Below are 18,713 nucleotides of genomic sequence, written 5' to 3' on the forward strand. Positions count from 1 at the left end.
CATTGAACGCTGTGAATGAAGACAACAACGACCTCCAACCGAGGATGCATCCTGAGCAAGGCTCTGCGCTAGTTATCGCTTTGCTGGCCGTTGTGTTAATGACCATGATGGGGCTCATTCTCATGAGCGTGCTGCGAGGTGGAGCTATCCAAGCAGCGACGACAGAATCAAGTGTTCAAGCAGAGGCCATTGCACAGAAAGGCTTGGACGACACATTGGCACAAATCCGGCGAGCGGTTGCGCAAGGAGAATTCAATGGCGGGATGAACTATCGGAGTCGTGTTAGCCATGTAGAAAAGCAACTCGTCGAAATGATGCTGCCATTTATTGATAAGCATGTAGGTGATCCCAATAATCCAAACGATAAGAATGGAGAAGTGGTTAAAGCCAAGAAAGGAAGCTATCAAGTTGATGTTGTGCTTGATGAGCCGACGAATCCAGAGTTATCGCCGAAAAAGCCTTTAGCGATTCCTGATGCACCCTATGTGCGCAAGTTCACCATTACCTCGCGAGGCATCATGGAGGGGAAGCCAGTTACAGTCGTAACCAAAGTGATGACGGTGTATGTGAGTACGATTAACCCGGTATTTCGGTATCCCGTATCATCCGGCGGTGATCTTTTGCTGAATGGAACTCCTTCCATAACCGGTGATATTTATGTGGCCAATCATCTGAAAATCCGAGATGAAGCTTTATTTACGGGGACTGCGAGTGGAACCAATCTGAGTAAATATGGCATACAAACGGGACTTCCCGCGATCCGCGGATTCATTCGGGTGGGTGGTGATTCGGATACGATTGCGCCAAGGAAATTCAATTTTACACAATCGGATGGTGTGACTGAAACCCTGCCAATAACGGATGCGAGTGACATTGTAAAGCCAGACTATTTTGCTCCTCAGAATTTTCCTTTAGAAGATCCTACCCTTGACGCTGATGTTGATGTCGATGTGCAGGGGTATGTTTCGAATAAAACACAAACCGAATTACAAGCCAAATTAACTGCTTTGTCTGTAGGTGGTAATTCGGAGCCTGATCCAGAGTTGATTGAGCTTCCGCCGTTATTCGGTGATCTGACAAAGAGTATGCTTTACAACGATTTGTGGGTGACTGTTGATGGTGAGGTGAACGTAAAGGACGCTGTCTCCGCTGCAAACGAGGCGGATATGTTCGTGAATAATGGCGTTCTCACGATGGCGAATGATGCCTCGAAGCTCATTCTTAGCAATGGTTCTGTGTATGTGAAGTCGCCTGATCCGAATTTAGTCGCTGCTGACTTGCGAGGAGAACTTTCGCTAGCAGCTGGTAAATTCGTCGCCGTTGATGGCAATGTGACGCTGAATAACGGCTTCCGTTTTCCGAAGGGCACGATGTACATCAAGGGTGATTTGAAGATCATTGGCAATGTATGGCTGCAAGGTACTGTATATGTGGAGGGTAATGTTGAACTGAAACAAATGACGTCGATTAACAAAGAAGTGGAAGGATCAACAGGTTCATCGCAAACACCACTAATCGTAGTTGCCTCTGGTGAAATCGTACTTGGGAACAGTTCGAATGCAGGTGATGAAAATGTTCGCGCCTTCTTCTATACCAAACAAGGAATTCGTTTGTATGGAGTCATCTCGAAGTTGTGGCTAACCGGTGGCATACACGGTGGTACTGGGGGAGTTGAACTTAATGCTGTGAAAGGTGACTTACTCACTGGCGGAGGGAGTACGATTAAGAGATACCAAGGGAGTACAGATTGGAATAGAGACGTGCCAGAAATTCAATTGGGCAATTCGAAACCATCCCGGCTCCAGATTTTCTACGATGATAATCTCTATGACGCACCTCCAGATGGCATCCCAACGACTGACAATTTTAACGTGTTTGTGAAGAACGTCAAATACATCAAGTAAGGACAGATTAACCATTCTGGAAGGAGGTACCTTCAATGTCATTCCAAATCCTAGTCGTTGACGATACGAAATTCATGCGGAAAATGTTGACTGATATTTTGAAGCAATACGGTCATGAGGTGGTTGGCGAAGCAGAGAATGGTAGACAGGCCGTGCAGAAGTACGAGGAGCTGCAGCCGGATATCGTTCTCATGGATATTACGATGCCTGAGATGGACGGAATTGAAGCGATGAAAGAAATTCGCAAGCTCAATCCGACAGCTGTCGTTCTCATTTGTTCGGCCATGAGTCAGCAGGATCTCATCTCTGATGCGCTAAAAGCAGGAGCGAACGGCTATGTGATGAAACCGTTTAAACCAAATCGTGTGAACGAAATTGTTCGTAAATATGGTGTGCCGCGTGTAATAGGTCATTTACTGCCACAAGAGATGCAACGCATGGAAACCGTTCCCGCAGAAATGGATGCCGAAGAGACGATATTTGAGAAAGAAGAATTGGAATTGCAGGCTACGATTGCCGAAGGTGCCAACGCCCAAGTTGAAGGTCTGAAAGCAGTTGACCAAGCTTATTCAGAGCCTGAGGTATTACTTTATACGAAGCAAGATGAGCAACAAGTACACGTACCAGAAGTTATCGAACTTCGACAATCTATGCCGGAACCTGAAATGAAGAGTCCAGTCGTGGAGGAACGGAAAGTTGCTACCAAGCCAAATCAGGTCGTTAATGCGCTAGAAGTATTGCTGGCCTTTGCTGAAGTGGAGGAGTCTAAAATAGTGTTGGAATCCACGGATTCCATGCAAACGGAAGATGTAACGGAACTTTTACTTTCCAACGAATCTGAAGATCGCCTCTCGGAAATGGAAAAACTTGCTGCTGCGATGCAAGGAGACTTGGACCAAGAATGGCAATTGGAACAAGAACTATTGCAAGAATTGCAACATGACCAAATTGAAGAGCCGATTGCCGATCAGTCCGAAGAAGTTAATGAGGCAGAGTCGCTTGTCGTAGTGGAGCAAGCTACGGAAGAAATCGTAGTAGATCTGGAAGCGAGTTCAATTGAACTTAGCTTAGAAGATCTCAATGAACTCACAATGGAGATGGAATCGCTTGCGAATATTGTGCCGGTCCATGAAATGGATGATCTAGTCAATGAAGTTACTCAAGTGAAAGATGAGGCTCCTGTCATCACCACATACAAGTCTCCAGAACCGACGGATACGAATAGAGTTGGCTTTAAAGCTGTGAACGGCGGAAAGATCATTAATTTATTCAGGGGGAATGGACCAATGAAGAACTTCACAAGCAGTGTTATGTGTAATTGGAGCGAGGATTTGAACGGCGAAATGTCGCAATACTTGGTCGTATGTACAGAAGCAGAGAATAAAATCGAGATCGATATGACAACTTCAAGTGGGCAAAAGCAATCCATTACGGTTACCATTGAGAGCTTTAATCAATTGGCAGCCTGGCTGCAGGTTCAATTGGGAACAGCACCCGTGAACAATCGTGAATATGCGAAGAAAGCAGATTTTTAAGTAGGGAATAGCTAGGTTAGACATCTAGAGGGGGTTAGGGCGATGGGGTGGGAAGCATGGAGTTACACAATTCTATTGTTCATAGTGGGTGCATTATTTGGTTCTTTCTTTAATGTCGTGGGGCTGCGAGTACCGAAAGGTATCTCTGTTATTGCTCCGCGATCCAGTTGTGGAAGTTGTGGACGCCAGCTTAACGCGATAGACTTAATCCCAATTTTGGGATGGTTCATCCGCAGAGGGAAATGTCATACCTGTGGGTCATCCATATCCCCTGTGTATATCGTAGGTGAGTTGGCAGGTGGTGTCTTATTTGCTTCGCTTCCAGCATTGGTCAGCATGGAAGAACTATGGATTGCTTACCCGCTTGTCTCTGTGCTTCTCATTCTTACGGTGAGTGATTTGGCCTACATGCTGCTGCCTAACAAAATCATTTATCCAGCTATGCTATTATTTACGGGATTACGCTTATTCGTACACCCCTTGCCGATTTGGCATTATGCTCTGGGATTTGTAATTGGGGGAGGCGCTTTGATCATCGTATCCCTTGTTGCGACTTGGATGGGGAAGCCAGCTATGGGTTTTGGGGATATTCGATTGATGGCTTTAGTTGGACTTGTAATGGGAATCAAGCTTGTGCTGTTATGCATTTTTCTGTCGGCGCTGCTTGGCAGCGTTATCGGTGTGGTTCTCATCGCCTCAGGCAAATTGGATCGGCGTTCACCCATTCCCTATGGTCCTTTCATCGCTGTCGCTGGTTTCATCTGCTTTTGCTTCGGAGACCCATTGATGACGTGGTACATGGACCTCATCCTGTGGCAGTAAACCTACATTTCGTAAAAGAGAGGTCGAATTCCTATGAACTGGTTTCTAATGCAATCGTTTCGTGCTAAGCTTCAGCTCGGTTACTATACTGTTGTTGTTTTTTACACAATTATTATTCTAATTCTAATGTTAACAGCAGATGTATCTGTCATTTTTGCCCTTTCTTCATCCTTGATTCTCATGGTCTTCAGCTTTCCTTATGTGCGTTTCTTGGAAAAAGCGTTAACCGAGCCTATCGATAATGTAACGCGTGTCGCCATGAATATTGCAAAAGGAGACTTTACGCAAACGGTGGATGCTTCTTCTAAGGATGCTTTAGGAGACATGGGAAGATCGTTCAATGCAATGATTGTGAAATTGAAGGAGCTTCTGAATGAAACTGCCTCCATTTCTAAGCATGTCGCTGACTCAAGCCGTGATATTTACCACAAAAATGAAGGTATTAACACGATGATTGTGGAAGCCACAGGTTCTGTGACTTCACTTGCTGAAGGAGCAAATGAAATATCGACCGGGGTGTTTAAAAGCTTTTCCGTCGTGAAGGAAATCGAGACCAAAATTACGGATTATGTGGATTCCACGCATGAAATGAATAATCGTTGTGGACAAACGTTAGAGCTTGTGAAAAAAGGGATGCGAGCCGTGGAAAGCCAATCGGAAAGTGTCTCTCACATTGTTCTTGCGACAAGCAATGTATCGGGTACGATTGATGATCTGGTGAAGGAAGCCGCTGGTATTTCATCTATCACACGTACGATTTCAGAGATTGCTGAACAGACCAATTTGTTGTCATTGAATGCCTCAATTGAAGCAGCGCGTGCTGGTGAACATGGAAGAGGGTTCTCTGTGGTAGCGCAAGAAGTGCGCAAATTAGCTGAAGAGTCGTCAAAGTCCGCCAAAAGCGTATTTCATATGGTACACAACATTGAGAATAGCATCCGAATGGCTCAGAAGAATATTCAAATTAATGAGGAAATCGCCCGCAGGCAGACAGAATCTATTGAAGCAACGGAAAAAATATTTGCTGAAATGGTTGAAAGTATACAATTTATTACGAAGCGTATGGGTGAGTTTACGGGTGAAAGCCAGAAGATGCTAAATGCAGCCCAATTCATCACGGGCACTATGGAAAATATTTCAGCCATTACACAGCAATCGGCGGCTGGAACTGAGCAAGTATCTACGTCTATGGTTCAACAAACGCGATCCGTTAAGGCTGTCGTTATTCAGTCGGAACAAATGCTTCGAATGGTAACACAATTACAGCGCACGATTCAGATATTCAAGCTTTGAGAGAACGAAGTTGAGATCCAGAAAGCATGCAAGAGGAGAATACCCAAATACACGATGGTTGAGAAGCGAAACAAGTTTTGGATGAGCAGTCGTTTACCTGCTTTAGCCGCTAAAAAGAAAAGGGAGAGGGGGAGAATAATTTTAATGCCATAGAAGGCCACATAGCTATGCTCATATAGGAAGGCCATAATCGGATTAGCTTCACCAATTAAGTTCATTCGAAGTCCTATATCCGTAAGACCAGCATCCAATAGACTAGCAATACATAAGAAGATAATTAAAGTTCGACTCAAAGGAACCACTCCTTTTGGTTTAAGAGGTTATGCTAACGAATCGTTTGCATAACCTCTTTCATTGTGGAAATAAACGCTTCCGCGGCTTTTGAGATATAGCGACCTTTGCGATAAGCAATTACGAGCTTGCGGGTAGGTCTACCTTCTAATGAAACGTTAACTGGAGAAAGCTCATGTAAACTTCTTTTTGATATCAAGTAAGGGACGAACGCGATCCCCATGCCAGCCGCAACAAGCGATTGCACAGTTTCCATATTGCTCGATTCAAAAACAATATTCGGTGTAAAGCCAGCTTCCTGACATAGATCAAGCGTCAGCTTGCGAAAACCTTGCCCTTTTTTTAATGCGATGAAGGCTTCCTTCTCAAGATGAGAAATACGTATCGGCTCTTTACTTGCTGCTAATGGATGCAGCGGCGGAACAGCTAGAATAATTTCTTCTTCTAACAAGGTCTCATACACAAGAGATTCTTCACGTAAAGGCAAGGAAAGAAGAGAAATATCGGTTTGACCATTCACTGTCAACGTCTCGAGGTTGGATGAAGTTTCTTCAACAAGCGAGATTTCAATATCCGGATATGCGGCTTGAAACACAGGAACTACGAAGGGTAAAATGGTTGATCCTGTGATTGGCATACTGCCAATGACAAGACGACCTTTCTTCATTTGTGAAATATCTTCCATTTCCTTTTTGAGTCCTTCGATCATGTCGAGAATTTTTTGTGACTTCTCGACGAAGAGGGAGCCTGCATGGGTTAACTCAACAGAATTCGTACTGCGTTGGAACAAAAGCACGCCAAGTTCCTTCTCCAGCTTGGATAATTGCTGGCTTAAAGAGGGCTGAGCGATATGAAGCTTCTCAGCTGCGCGTGAGAAATTGCGTTCGATCGCGATCTGAATAGCATATTGTAATTGACGTAATTCCATCCGAAGAAGTGTCTCCTTTTTCATGGCCTGAAGGTAATCATATCAAGCTTTTTGGGCCGAAACAAGCTGAATATAGGAATAAATAACCATAAAGGACAGCAAGAACTGGTTTCTTCCAGTTTCGCTGCCCTTTATGGTTATTTTTCGCGAATCGATGGTTATCTGCGAACGGTACTTCGATACATTAAGTACAACAAATATGGAGCACCAATGATTGCGACTACGATCCCCGAAGGAATCTCTTTGGGAATGAGAATGGTTTTGCCTATAATATCAGCTAATGTAAGTAGAATAGCTCCTAAGATGGCTGAAAGTACAACCGACTTCTGATGATGCTGCCCCATGAAGAGCCGAACAGCGTGTGGCGCGAGTAAGCCAACGAAGCTTACGGTTCCAACCGCGGCTACGGCAATCGCAGCAACGAACACACCGATTGCAGCAGACACCAACCTTGTCTTCTGCAGCCTCAGACCTAGTCCTATAGACACGTGGTCACCGAATGCTAATAAATCTACACGTCGACCAAGTAACCAAGCGCTTGGCAGTAGAATGATCGTTGTAATCAGCAGTTGGATGACTTCTTTCCAACCTCTAGAATAGGTACTGCCCGCTAACCATGTAAGTGCGGGAGCGGCACCAAGCTTAGATTGGATCACGAGAAATTGAATAACAGCCGAACCTATTGCAGAAATCGCAATACCGACTAGAATCAGCACGACGGGATTTAGTCCCTTTTTCCATGCGAGGGCATAGACGCTTCCCGCGGAAAGGAGTGCACCGATTATAGCACCAATTGGCACCCAAGTAGCGGACCCTGTTGGCCAAATCGTCAACACAAGCAGAGCGCCCATACCGGCACCAGATGTAACACCAACGACGGAGGGGTCTGCAAGTGGATTGCGAACAGCCCCTTGCATCATGGAGCCAGCAACAGCCAAGGAGGCGCCAGCGAGCGCAGCAACCAGAATGCGCGGCAGACGCAAGTTGAGAATGACATTGCGCGCCATTTCTTCACCTTGCCCAGTCATTACAGCGATAACGTTAGATAGGGGGATATGTAAAGCTCCAGCTGTTAGGCCGAAGAGAACCAAGACGACAAGGGCAATTGCAGATACCACAACTAGGATCGGATATGGAATTTTGGTTCCTACATAACCGACGCTCATCGAGCTGCTCTCAGCGGAAGCTTTCATGCGAGATCCTCGAATTGTCAGCCAAATTAACCAAGGTGCACCTATTAGAGCGGTTACGGAACCTGCAGGAAGTTCGCCTAGTGTACTGCGGAACATTTTGGCAATTGTATCCGCGCCAAGTAAAACGGCTGCACCCCAGATCGCACTCCCTGGAATCAACAGTCGATGTCGTTGTAAGCCAATTAATCGAACAAGATGAGGCGCGATAAGCCCTATAAAGCCGATGGGGCCAACAACACTCACGGTTACACCTGCGAGTAGAATTGCTGTGGCTAGCGCAACCAATCGAACTAGGTTAATATTTTCACCTAATGAAATAGCGGTTTCTTCGCTTAACGCAAGCATATCTAGCTTTTGATGGAACAGAAAGGCAACGACGAGACCAATGCAAATCCAAGGGAGTGCATATTGGACACCTTGCCAATCGTTTTGACCTAATGCACCTGAACCCCACATGAATAAGCCATTCGTGGCATCCTCAAACATGATCTGGAGTCCGCTAGTGAAAGCTGAGAGTACGAGTGTTACGATCATGCCCGCAAGTGCCATGCGCAGAGGCGAGCTTTTGCGGCCGCCTGACATGTAATAGGCCATAACGGCTGCACCACAAGCCCCAACTAAGGCCAAAATTAAAGCGTGATCCGACTTCAGGGCTGGGAAAAAAACGGCAGCTAAAACAATAATGAAATAAGCGCCCGCATTCAAACCTAATGTTGAAGCCGAAGCGAGAGGATTACGTGTGACGGTTTGCAGTAAAGCACCTGCAACTGCGAGTGCTGCTCCTGCGAGCATCCCCATCACAGCGCGCGGCATGCGAAGCCCCCGCACCATTAAATGGTCGGGGGTATCTTGTGGAGCGATCAAAGCTTGTATAACCGTATGAACGGTAATGTTCGCTTCTCCTTGTGTTAAGTTGAGAAAAAGCAAGAGGCAGAGGGCGATTCCCCCACCTCCAAATACAAGAAGTGATTTCCACGCGATATTAGCGAAAGGGTTAGTTTTCGATTTCATCGCAGATTGGATCATTTTGTAAGGGATGCAGCAGCTAGCTCAGCAAATACTTTGGCAGATAATGGTCCACCGAAAGTCCAAGTGTTACCTGGAAGCTTAAATGTTTTGTTGTCTTTCACAAATGAAAGGCCTTTCCATACGGCATTGTCTTTCAATTGTTTCTCAAATACGTTATCTGCATCTTGAACGATGTAGAAGAAGTTTGCATTTTGAACAGCAGGTAAAGCTTCTACGGAAGCAGTAGAGAAGCCATAAAGCTCAAATTTCGTGGATTTAAAAGTATTTTTTAAACCGATACGCTGCAAAATTTGAACAACCATGGAGTTGTCAGTGAACATGCGTAGAACCGCATTGTTTTGGTTGCTGAACGCTTGTGTTAAAGCGAACTCAGCGCCATCTTTTTTCGCAGCAACTAATTTTGCTTTCGTATCTGCATATGCTTTGTCAAGGTCAGCAAGTACCTTGTCTCCTTCAGCTTTCTTACCTACGATATCTGAAATGGTTTTGAATGTAGTGATCATATCGGAATATTGATCGCCTTTTCCTTCAGCTGGGTAGGATTCAAATGCGATAGTTGGAGCGATCTTGGAAAGAGCTTCGTAGTTTTTGCTCGAACGCAATGTGCTTGTAATGATAAGATCTGGCTTCAGACCCGTGATTGTTTCTAGGTTAGGCTCTTGACGAGTCCCTACGTCAACAACGGAAGCATCTAAGGCAGGCTTCACATTTACCGCTCCTAAGTAGCCTTTATTATCAGCTTGACCTACAGGTTGAAGGCCAAGTGCCAACACATCTTCTGTGTATGCCCATTCTAATGTTACGATGCGTTTTGGTGTACCTTTAATTGTTGTTGTTCCGAGTGCGTGTGTAATTGTCTTATCTGCAGCAGGTGTTGCTGTTGGCGCCACACTTGCAGCGGCAGCTGCACTTGGTGCAGGCGATGTTGTTGTCGTAGAATTTCCGCATGCAGCAGTTACGATTAACGATAGAAGTGCGACTGAAAAAGTAAGTGGTTTAAATATGGATTTCACAAAAATTTCCCCCTAGATATTCTTTTTTCTTTCTAGAATCGATGGCCAACTCGAGTCCACTAGGAGAATGATAATCATTATCATTCGTATTGTCAACCTTATTTTGCTATATAGGAACAATCTATCAAGCTTATAGTTATTATATCTTGGAACTATGAGATAATCCGTGCTACATTACTATATGAGGGTAAGACATTAGCAAACTAATGCGGATAATGACAAGAGGTGACTGGATATGAGTAAAAAGACAATGTTCGAGAAAATTTGGGATAATCACGTTATTAACCAGGAAGATGGCAAGCCTAGTGTTATTTATATTGATTTGCATCTAGTACATGAAGTAACTTCACCGCAAGCTTTTGAAGGACTTCGTATGTCAGGTCGTCAAGTTCGTCGTCCAGACTTAACGTTCGCAACGATGGATCACAACGTACCAACGAAAGATCGTTTCAATATCACAGATCCAATTTCGAAACAACAAATCGATACACTATCACAAAACTGCCGCGATTTCGGCGTTACACTTTTTGACTTAGACAGTCTTGATCAAGGTGTTGTCCACGTTATGGGTCCTGAGCTTGGTCTTACACACCCAGGTAAAACCATCGTATGTGGAGACAGCCATACATCTACACACGGTGCTTTCGGCGCACTTGCTTTCGGTATCGGAACAAGTGAAGTTGAGCACGTAATGGCGACACAAACATTGCAACAATCCAGAGCGAAATCTCTTGAAGTTCGCATCACGGGCAGTTTGAAGCCAGGCGTTACAGCAAAGGATTTAATCCTTGGTGTTATCGCGAAGTACGGAACGGATTTTGCAACAGGTTATGTTATTGAGTACACAGGCGAAGCAATCCGCGGTCTTTCCATGGAAGAGCGTATGACCGTTTGTAACATGTCAATTGAAGGTGGAGCTCGTGCAGGACTAATTGCTCCTGACGCTACAACATTTAACTACTTGCGTGGTCGTGAATACGTACCTCAAGGTGCTGATTTCGACGCAGCGGTAGCAGAATGGTCCAACCTTGTTACAGATGAAGGCGCTGTGTATGATTGGGTATTGGAATTCGACGCAGATACTTTGATCCCGCAAGTAACCTGGGGTACGAGCCCTGGTATGGGAACAAGCGTAACTTCTCTCGTTCCAGATCCGCAAAGCTTTGAAACCGAAAATGAACGTAAAGCTGCTGAAAAAGCACTTGAATATATGGATTTAACACCAGGCACGCCGATGACTGAGCTGAAAGTAGACTATGTCTTCATCGGATCTTGTACAAATGGACGTATCGAGGATCTTCGTGCAGCAGCTAAGATTGCACAAGGTTATACGGTAGATCCTAGCGTTACAGCAATCGTAGTTCCAGGTTCGGGTCGTGTTAAAATTCAAGCTGAAAAAGAAGGTTTGGACAAAATTTTCTCCGACGCTGGATTCGAATGGCGCGATGCAGGTTGCAGTATGTGTTTGGCGATGAACCCAGACGTGCTTCAACCAGGACAACGTTGTGCTTCCACGTCCAACCGTAACTTTGAAGGACGTCAAGGACGCGGCGGACGTACTCACCTTGTTTCCCCAGCTATGGCAGTTGCTGCAGCAATCAAAGGTCATTTCTATGACGTTCGTGATTGGGAAATTAAAGAATACCAACAAGCTTAATTTCGGCTAAATCAAGCAATGCTTAAGATGCTAGTTTTGCAATAGCAAAACTTTAAGGAGAATGAGAACATGGAAGCTTTCAAACAACATACAGGTCTAGTAGGCCCTGTTGATCGTGTAAACGTAGATACAGATGCAATTATCCCTAAGCAATTTCTTAAACGTATTGAGCGTTCTGGGTTCGGACAATTCCTATTCTTCGAGTGGAGATGGGACGAAGCAGGCAACGTCATCGAGAACTTCCCGTTAAACCAAGATCGTTATCAAGGAGCTTCCGTTTTGATTTCCAGAGCGAATTTTGGTTGCGGATCTTCCCGTGAGCACGCGCCTTGGGCAATCCAAGATTTCGGATTCCGCGTAATCATCGCGCCTTCCTACGCAGACATTTTCTACAACAACTGTTTCAAAAACAGCATTCTGCCAATCAAATTGTCAGAAGAGCAAGTTGAGGATCTGTTCCAACGTACGGCTAAGCACGAAGGATACAAGCTGAATGTTGATCTTGAGAACAAGAAACTGACAGATGAGTACGGACTCCAAATCAACTTCGATTTGGATGAGCACCGTCGTCAATTCTTGCTTCAAGGCTTGGATGACATCGGTTTGACGCTGCAACACGAAGCGAAAATTACTGCGTATGAGCAAGTACACCAAAAGCGTTTAGCTTATAAATAAGATTAGAGTAAAAGGCGTATCCCCTTGAGGGGATACGCCTTTTTTTTGCTATAATTTGCATATTTTCTTGAGCAATCTTGCAACTTTTGGCAGTTACTAACGTCTAATAGATTACTAGATTGTCGAAGGGAAGGAGGTAGCGCTGTCAGGTAAAGGTTAATTTTGCTATAATAACAAGGAAGTTGATAGAATGATAGAGTTGGCTAAATAACTTCGTAGTGACATCCCCCCCCATTCCGACATTACATAGAGGTGAATAATGAAATTTCCTGCAATATGTTTGTTTTTGCTCACTTGTCTGTTGCTGCTGCCAACTACTGCCCTCGGTGCTGAATCCCCTAAGCCAATAAAGCTATTTATGAATGAAAAGCTGTTGGATGTCCAGGGGGCTCAACCCCGCATTGTGAATGATAATACAATTGTTCCTGTAAGAATTATTGTCGAGCAAATTGGTGCGCAAGTGAGCTGGGACGAAGCGACCAGTAAAGTAACCATTGTGAAAGACAAAGTTAATATCCAACTCGTGATTAACAATCTGACCGCACTTATTAATGGGAAGAAAGAGACATTAGAAGTAGGTCCGAAGATTGAAAATGGTTCTACCATGCTACCGCTGCGATTTATAGGTGAGGTGTTTGGAATCGAGTTCAAATGGGATGGCCCTACATCGTCTGTCCATATGTTCAAAAAGGATGATTCCGATTCAAAACCCGTAACCGGACCTATAGATGTGAAAGACCCGAATGGCAATAACGGAAATCCTGAAACAAAGCCGCCTGGAACGAAGCCAACAACTGGAGCTGGGACTGGAACTGGCAACGGCAATGGAAACGGCAACGGAACGCCGATACCAGATCCATCGGTTCACGTAATCACGTCTATTTCACTAACAGAAACAGAATTAACGGTTACTGCGAAGGATGGAACCCTAACTCCGAATGTGTTAAATCTATCGAATCCTTCACGCATGGTGTTTGATTTCCCGAACACGACATTAGATGAGTCACTTCAGAAGCTGCTCGTTAAAAATGCAGGAGAACTGCCATCCAAGCAGCCACTTGTATCCAAAGTGCGATTCTCTAACTTTAATGATAATCCGGCTACTGTAAGGATTATTCTGGATTTGAACGGTCCAGCTGGTTACCAAAAGATAGCTACCAAACTGCCGAATCAGTGGAAGGCAACGATTGGTGAGAAGAAGCTAACTGTGATTATTGATGCTGGGCATGGGGATAACGATCCAGGTGCGCTTTCCATTACAGGTAGGCATGAGAAGGATTTTACACTTGCAACAGCGAATAAAGTAAATGCACTGTTAATAAAAGATAAGCGAATTAACGTTCTGATGACCCGTTCAGATGATACCTTTATTCCATTAGATGATCGTGTTTCTGTTGCCAACAATATTTCAGCGGACCTATTTTTATCGATTCATGGAAATAGCGCCAAAGCAACCGTGTCAGGAACCGAAACCTACTATAACAGGCCCGAAAGCTTAGATTTCGCCAATGTTATTCATAAGTATGCTGTTCCGGCTACTGGATTTGCAGATCGCAAAGTTCGCCAAGCAGATTTCCGTGTGATCACGAAAACCAACATGCCAGCAGTATTGCTTGAAGTTGGTTACTTGTCCAATAAAAATGATGAATCCGCGATGTACAAAGAGGCATTCCAGGACAAATTAGCTGCTTCGCTGGTTGCTGCTATTAAGGAGTACTTGAACCTTAAGTAAGCAGTAAGAATTCGAAGCAGCAAAAACTAGGCTAGCATGTCTAGGCATAAAGCTAAGGAGTGAATAAGATGAACAAAACAAGTCGCCTAGTTCAAGGAGCGCTCCTTGTAAGTGCCATCACGTTGTCTATCACGGCCTGTGGCCAGAAAACACAATTAACAGGAGCTGCTACGTCGGAACCGCAAGCTACGGCTACACCGATTGCAACTATTTCTACGCCAACAGCCACGCCTAAGCCGACACCTGCGCCTCTTAAGCAGTTGCAAGTTAAGGCTTATTACAGTGATCAAGATGAAATGAAGCTCGTTGAGAAAGTAGTAACAATCAGCGTGGAGAAGGATGCTGACACTTATGAGGCTGCATTGAAAGCACTTCAGAAGAATGATGACCCCAAAGCACCTTCCTTATTTGATGATATGAAATTCACAAGTGTCAAGTTCGATGCTGCCAAAGGTGAATTGAAGTTGGATATGGCATTCGGACCCAAGACGCAAATGGGTGCGCCTGGTGAGGAATTATTTGTACAAGCATTAAAGAAAACAGTGTTCCAATTTCCTGAAGTGAAGACCTTGTATGTACTTAAAGACGGTAAGCAAGTTGATAGTCTAATGGGACATCTAGAGCTTCCTTACCCGATCAAACGACCTAACTAAATAGGAATTGTAGAGGAGTTACATCGAACATGAAAAATAAGAAATTGGCGAGTGCTATCGTAAGCTCCATGATCATCACAAGTCTAGCAGGCACGCCAGTCCTTGCAGCACCCGTGAATACAACAACTTCAACAACATCGAACTCGAATGTACGACTATCTTTTAATGATGTGAGCAGTGATTACTGGGGGATTCGACACATTTCCAAGCTAGCTTTGGAAGGCGTTATCGAGGGAGTCGCAGAGGGTATTTACTCGCCAGAAACTTCGGTTTCACAACAAGATGTATTAATTATGGCTACACGTATGATGGGCTTACAGGCTGATGCCGACAATCTGGCGACGGATACGGTATTCCCGGATTACATGTTAGTTGATAAATATGCTCGTAACTACGTAGCGCTAGCCTTACAAAAAGGTTTGATTTCAACAGAGCAAGAAAAAGTAAGAACGCAAGGTACCAAGCCGGTCGGTAATTGGGGACAACAAAAAGCAACGAGGGAATGGGTGGCTGAAGTCGTCATTCGTGCTATTGGGAAAGCTTCCTTAGCAGAAAGCTTATCTACGAAAGCAACTTCGTTTACAGATAACCAACAGATCAGCAACAGTGCGCTAGGATTCGTCAATGCAGCTGTGTCTTTAAAAGTTGTAGATGGGTTCGAAGATGGCTCATTCCAACCGAAAGGCGCGGTAACACGTGCTCAAATGGCGGCATTCCTAAGTCGTTCACAAAAGAATTTGACGACATTACCAGAACGCGCTAAAAAAGGCTATATGACGAGCCTAACAAGCGGCAGTATTGGTCTAATGGATAAAGACGGAAACACGAGTACATACAAGATTTCACCTAATACCGTATTTTTCGGAAATAAAAATGATGTGGCTATTTCATCCAAAGAATTGCAAGAAACGTATGAAGTATCCATAGTTCAAGTGAACGGTACAGCTTATTATGTAGAAATCCTAAGTGATGAGCTGCATATGGACATCCACGAAGGACAATTACTAAAGCTTAATCTGACAACGATGAAAGCGACGCTGGACGATTATGAAAGTTACGACTTAGCGTCCGATGTTGCCGTAACGGATATGAATGGTCGCGGACTTAGTTTAGGTGAAATTGTAGCCGGAAGCACGATCCAAATTCGTAAAAGTCAACTTGTAGACAGCGACAAATATACTTCTATCGTTGTTAAACAAATTCCAGTGAGTAAAACGGCGGTTGGTGATATCCAAACGTTGAATAAAGATGCGATGCAGCTTACGTTGATTGAGTCTGCCTCTGGAGAGACAGAGACCTACGGATTTTCGAGTAATTTGATTGCTACGATGGCAGATAATACGCTCATCAATTTGGATGCCATCCACGTTGGAGACACAGTTGAATACACCGTCAAGAATAGTGAAATTGTGAAGCTTATTGTTAAAAAGCAAGCGGATGTTGGAACCAGTGTGGAAGGAACGTTTAAACAATTTACAGACGACCAATCTACGATTTTGATTAATAAAACGTCTGGTAAAACAGTGGATGCCTATGAGTTAAGTAGTAACACGCGTGTTGTTATTAATGGCTTAGCTAATGCGAGTGTTTATGATTTGGCTGCAGGGGATCAATTGAAGTTAGATGTGTTGAATAATAAGGTTACAACGATTACAGTTATTAATCGGTCAATTGAGAATTTATATTTTGCTAAAATTATTGATTACAATGCCTCATCCAAAATTTTAACTGTCACTGATAATGCAGGAAAACCACATGCCTTTCTTTTGAATGATAGTGTTGCGATTTGGTACAATGGAACTAAACTTCCATTCACTAATTTCAATAGCCTTTTCTCAGCTGGCAAATATGTAGATCTTCTTGTTTCCAATGATTCGGTTAAACAAATTCAAATGTCCTTGCAGCTTGATGGTGCACTGACACAATTGAATTTACAAACGAATGATATAACAGTGAAAACAGATAGTGGACAAAGTATAACGTTTAAACTAAATTTTACACCAACTGTTGAACTTGCAAACAAGCCAAACAGTACGCTTTCTGATTTGAAAGTCGGAGATAAAATTAGTCTGCTTCTAAGTTTTGATCAATCGACAGTAACGAAAATCGTCACTAGTGACACCAAGGTTTTCAAAACCCTTTTAACGAATACGAACCTAAAACAAGCTACGTTCTTGAATGACTCCAATACGACTGTTACAATTCCTTTAGATGGGGTCCCGCTTGTGAAAGCAGATGGCACGAATGCTGCATTTGCTGACCTTGCGATCGATGATTATGTGAAATTCTCTTTCAAAGGCCTTGCGATCACGAAAGCCGAGTTAGTAACACCAGTTCGAGGTAAAGTAACAGCGGTGAACGCTGCAAGTTCGAGTTTAACCATTCAAGATTTTACAGGTAAAAGTCAAGTAGTTAACGCTGGCAGTAGTTACAGTGTAAAACTCAATGGCGGCATGGATTGGAGCTTCTCCTCGATTAAAGTAGGGGATCGTGTTCAATTGATGAAGGACGTCAATGACAAACTCATGATTCAAGTTGCTATCGCTTCTAAACGTGAATTTGATCAGTATAGCCCTACATTGAACCAAGTGAATGTCAAAGCTTCTGGTGGCGAGCAAACTGCCTACAACCTGTTCCCGAGAGCTTACCTGCACACTAGTTCCTCCATTGTGTTGCCATCTTCCTTCGTTGCTGGAGATCAGCTGACGCTTTATATCCTTGACAATAAAATTGTTGAGATAGAAAAGTAGATCGTTGAACAATTGTTTAAGGAAAACCGTCTGTATAGGAGAAGCCATTCTTCTCAAACAGGCGGTTTTTTTCTTATTTTCAAAAAAAATGTTTATTTTTTAGAAAATGTTCGCATTTTGACGCTTTCAAGGATTGATTATGCCCTGACAATTCGCTAAACTGAAGAATATTACGACCCTAAGGAAGATCAGCTATGACACAGAAGACAGTAAGACATATTCTGGACACCATCGGTGAACTATATCCGGATGCGCATTGTGAGTTGAATCACAGTAATCCATTTGAATTAACGATTGCCGTGTTGCTATCAGCGCAGTGTACGGATGAAACCGTGAATAAGGTTACCAAAGACTTGTTTGAGAAGTACAAACGACCTGAAGATTACTTGGCTGTTCCTTTAGAGGAATTGGAGCAAGATATTCGGCGAATTGGTTTATTTCGCAACAAGGCTAGTCATATTCATAAGCTGTGTCAGTTGCTACTGGACAAGTTCGGTGGTGAAATTCCTGAGAAGCACGAGCAATTGGTTGAATTGCCTGGCGTTGGGCGTAAGACGGCAAATGTCGTCGTATCGAACGCATTCGGAGTTCCGGCAATTGCGGTTGACACGCATGTCGAACGAGTCTCTAAGCGATTAGGACTTGTTGGCTGGGATGATTCCGTACTTGAAGTTGAAAAGAAGCTAATGAAGAAAGTACCACGCGACGAATGGACGCAAACACATCATCGATTGATATTTTTTGGTCGATATCACTGCAAGGCACAGAACCCCAATTGCCCGATTTGTCCCTTATTGGACAATTGCCGCGAGGGGAAGAAGCGTATGAAACCACCGTCAACAAGGAAAACTATTACAAACAAATGAAATGCTGACAAAGGATGGGATTGAAATGAAATGCATCGCCGTATATACCAATAGCTTCGAATTGTTCTCCGATATTTATGAGCAAGTGATCAACACGCCGCTAGCCGATAATGAGGAAAAAGTCATTGAAGGTGTAACTGTCAGTGAATCCGGTGAGGTTCCTCAGAATTACATAGACAAAATGAAAACAAAATCCGAGGTTGTTGTGATGAAAGTGAAGGATTCGGATATTACGATTCTTCAGCATCGTGACGTTTTTGAAATTTTCCTACCGGAAAAAGAAAAAATCGCCCTCACGTAAGTCCAGAATCTCCCTTTGGGAGATTTTTTTTCTGTATAGCTGCGAGGGATAGGTAAGAATCAATCATAGAG

Annotated in this window: 14 protein-coding genes and 1 pseudogene; 11 read left to right on the plus strand and 4 right to left on the minus strand. The window is 43.9% G+C overall.

Translation table 11 applies throughout. The features are described from left to right. Window positions 1–2 precede the first annotated feature (2 nt). The 4 genes and pseudogenes from J2736_RS03630 to J2736_RS03645 all read left to right on the plus strand — a co-directional run bounded on the left by J2736_RS03630 (window position 3) and on the right by J2736_RS03645 (window position 5,554). Window positions 3–1,904, plus strand: coding sequence for a hypothetical protein (locus J2736_RS03630; protein WP_310223620.1), 1,902 nt, complete (start codon window positions 3–5; stop codon window positions 1,902–1,904). Between the two features lie 35 nt (window positions 1,905–1,939). Continuing rightward, window positions 1,940–2,290, plus strand: a pseudogene (locus tag J2736_RS03635) (response regulator); the annotation flags it as partial. A gap of 1,191 nt (window positions 2,291–3,481) precedes the next feature. Beyond that, a complete protein-coding gene (locus J2736_RS03640; protein WP_310223622.1) occupies window positions 3,482–4,261 on the plus strand; it encodes a prepilin peptidase in 780 nt (259 codons plus the stop codon). A gap of 33 nt (window positions 4,262–4,294) precedes the next feature. After that, the gene (locus J2736_RS03645; protein WP_310223625.1) at window positions 4,295–5,554 is read left to right on the plus strand and encodes a methyl-accepting chemotaxis protein; all 1,260 of its coding nucleotides are present in this window, start codon (window positions 4,295–4,297) and stop codon (window positions 5,552–5,554) included. Here the strand turns inward: J2736_RS03645 and J2736_RS03650 are convergent. The 4 genes from J2736_RS03650 to J2736_RS03665 all read right to left on the minus strand — a co-directional run bounded on the left by J2736_RS03650 (window position 5,536) and on the right by J2736_RS03665 (window position 10,008). Then, the gene (locus tag J2736_RS03650; RefSeq protein WP_310223627.1) at window positions 5,536–5,847 is read right to left on the minus strand and encodes a DUF5658 family protein; all 312 of its coding nucleotides are present in this window, start codon (window positions 5,845–5,847) and stop codon (window positions 5,536–5,538) included. The two genes, J2736_RS03645 and J2736_RS03650, sit on opposite strands and share 19 nt — an antisense overlap. A 32-nt stretch (window positions 5,848–5,879) precedes the next feature. Beyond that, window positions 5,880–6,773: a LysR family transcriptional regulator gene (locus J2736_RS03655; protein WP_310223628.1), complete on the minus strand. Its 894-nt coding sequence runs from the start codon at window positions 6,771–6,773 to the stop codon at window positions 5,880–5,882. 158 nt (window positions 6,774–6,931) lie between these two features. After that, on the minus strand, window positions 6,932–8,977 hold the full coding sequence (gene fhuB, locus J2736_RS03660) for a Fe(3+)-hydroxamate ABC transporter permease FhuB (protein ID WP_310223630.1): 2,046 nt from the start codon (window positions 8,975–8,977) through the stop codon (window positions 6,932–6,934). A gap of 11 nt (window positions 8,978–8,988) precedes the next feature. Continuing rightward, window positions 8,989–10,008 (minus strand): ABC transporter substrate-binding protein, encoded by a 1,020-nt coding sequence (locus J2736_RS03665; RefSeq protein ID WP_310223632.1) that lies wholly within the window; start codon window positions 10,006–10,008, stop codon window positions 8,989–8,991. 235 nt (window positions 10,009–10,243) lie between these two features. Here J2736_RS03665 and leuC point away from each other — a divergent pair, with 235 nt between their 5' ends. From leuC to J2736_RS03700, 7 genes are all read left to right on the plus strand, one after another. Further along, window positions 10,244–11,665 carry a 3-isopropylmalate dehydratase large subunit gene (leuC, locus tag J2736_RS03670; protein ID WP_310223634.1) on the plus strand — a complete coding sequence of 474 codons (1,422 nt, stop codon included), beginning with the start codon at window positions 10,244–10,246 and terminating at the stop codon, window positions 11,663–11,665. A 69-nt stretch (window positions 11,666–11,734) separates the two neighbouring features. Continuing rightward, window positions 11,735–12,340 (plus strand): 3-isopropylmalate dehydratase small subunit, encoded by a 606-nt coding sequence (gene leuD / locus J2736_RS03675; RefSeq protein ID WP_310223636.1) that lies wholly within the window; start codon window positions 11,735–11,737, stop codon window positions 12,338–12,340. Window positions 12,341–12,599: 259 nt separating this feature from the next. After that, window positions 12,600–14,072, plus strand: a complete 1,473-nt coding sequence (locus J2736_RS03680; protein WP_310223639.1) for an N-acetylmuramoyl-L-alanine amidase family protein — start codon at window positions 12,600–12,602, stop codon at window positions 14,070–14,072. 68 nt (window positions 14,073–14,140) lie between these two features. After that, complete coding sequence (locus J2736_RS03685) at window positions 14,141–14,725, plus strand: GerMN domain-containing protein (RefSeq protein WP_310223641.1); 585 nt, start codon at window positions 14,141–14,143, stop codon at window positions 14,723–14,725. Window positions 14,726–14,754: 29 nt separating this feature from the next. Continuing rightward, window positions 14,755–17,475: an S-layer homology domain-containing protein gene (locus J2736_RS03690; RefSeq protein WP_310223643.1), complete on the plus strand. Its 2,721-nt coding sequence runs from the start codon at window positions 14,755–14,757 to the stop codon at window positions 17,473–17,475. A gap of 194 nt (window positions 17,476–17,669) precedes the next feature. After that, window positions 17,670–18,341 carry an endonuclease III gene (gene nth / locus J2736_RS03695; protein ID WP_310223645.1) on the plus strand — a complete coding sequence of 224 codons (672 nt, stop codon included), beginning with the start codon at window positions 17,670–17,672 and terminating at the stop codon, window positions 18,339–18,341. Between the two features lie 25 nt (window positions 18,342–18,366). Then, window positions 18,367–18,642: a hypothetical protein gene (locus tag J2736_RS03700; protein WP_028554377.1), complete on the plus strand. Its 276-nt coding sequence runs from the start codon at window positions 18,367–18,369 to the stop codon at window positions 18,640–18,642. The last annotated feature ends 71 nt before the right edge of the window (window positions 18,643–18,713 follow it).

It is taken from the genome of Paenibacillus qinlingensis (genome assembly GCF_031455095.1).
Lineage (GTDB): Bacteria > Bacillota > Bacilli > Paenibacillales > NBRC-103111 > Paenibacillus_E > Paenibacillus_E qinlingensis_A.

Coding starts and splice junctions, on each gene's coding strand:
- J2736_RS03645 (WP_310223625.1), top strand. CDS start 4,295: ATGAACTGGTTTCTAATGCAATCGTTTCGTGCTAAGCTTCAGCTCGGT.
- J2736_RS03680 (WP_310223639.1), top strand. CDS start 12,600: ATGAAATTTCCTGCAATATGTTTGTTTTTGCTCACTTGTCTGTTGCTG.
- leuD (WP_310223636.1), top strand. CDS start 11,735: ATGGAAGCTTTCAAACAACATACAGGTCTAGTAGGCCCTGTTGATCGT.
- J2736_RS03655 (WP_310223628.1), bottom strand. CDS start 6,773: ATGGAATTACGTCAATTACAATATGCTATTCAGATCGCGATCGAACGC.
- nth (WP_310223645.1), top strand. CDS start 17,670: ATGACACAGAAGACAGTAAGACATATTCTGGACACCATCGGTGAACTA.
- J2736_RS03640 (WP_310223622.1), top strand. CDS start 3,482: ATGGGGTGGGAAGCATGGAGTTACACAATTCTATTGTTCATAGTGGGT.
- J2736_RS03700 (WP_028554377.1), top strand. CDS start 18,367: ATGAAATGCATCGCCGTATATACCAATAGCTTCGAATTGTTCTCCGAT.
- J2736_RS03690 (WP_310223643.1), top strand. CDS start 14,755: ATGAAAAATAAGAAATTGGCGAGTGCTATCGTAAGCTCCATGATCATC.
- fhuB (WP_310223630.1), bottom strand. CDS start 8,977: ATGAAATCGAAAACTAACCCTTTCGCTAATATCGCGTGGAAATCACTT.
- leuC (WP_310223634.1), top strand. CDS start 10,244: ATGAGTAAAAAGACAATGTTCGAGAAAATTTGGGATAATCACGTTATT.
- J2736_RS03685 (WP_310223641.1), top strand. CDS start 14,141: ATGAACAAAACAAGTCGCCTAGTTCAAGGAGCGCTCCTTGTAAGTGCC.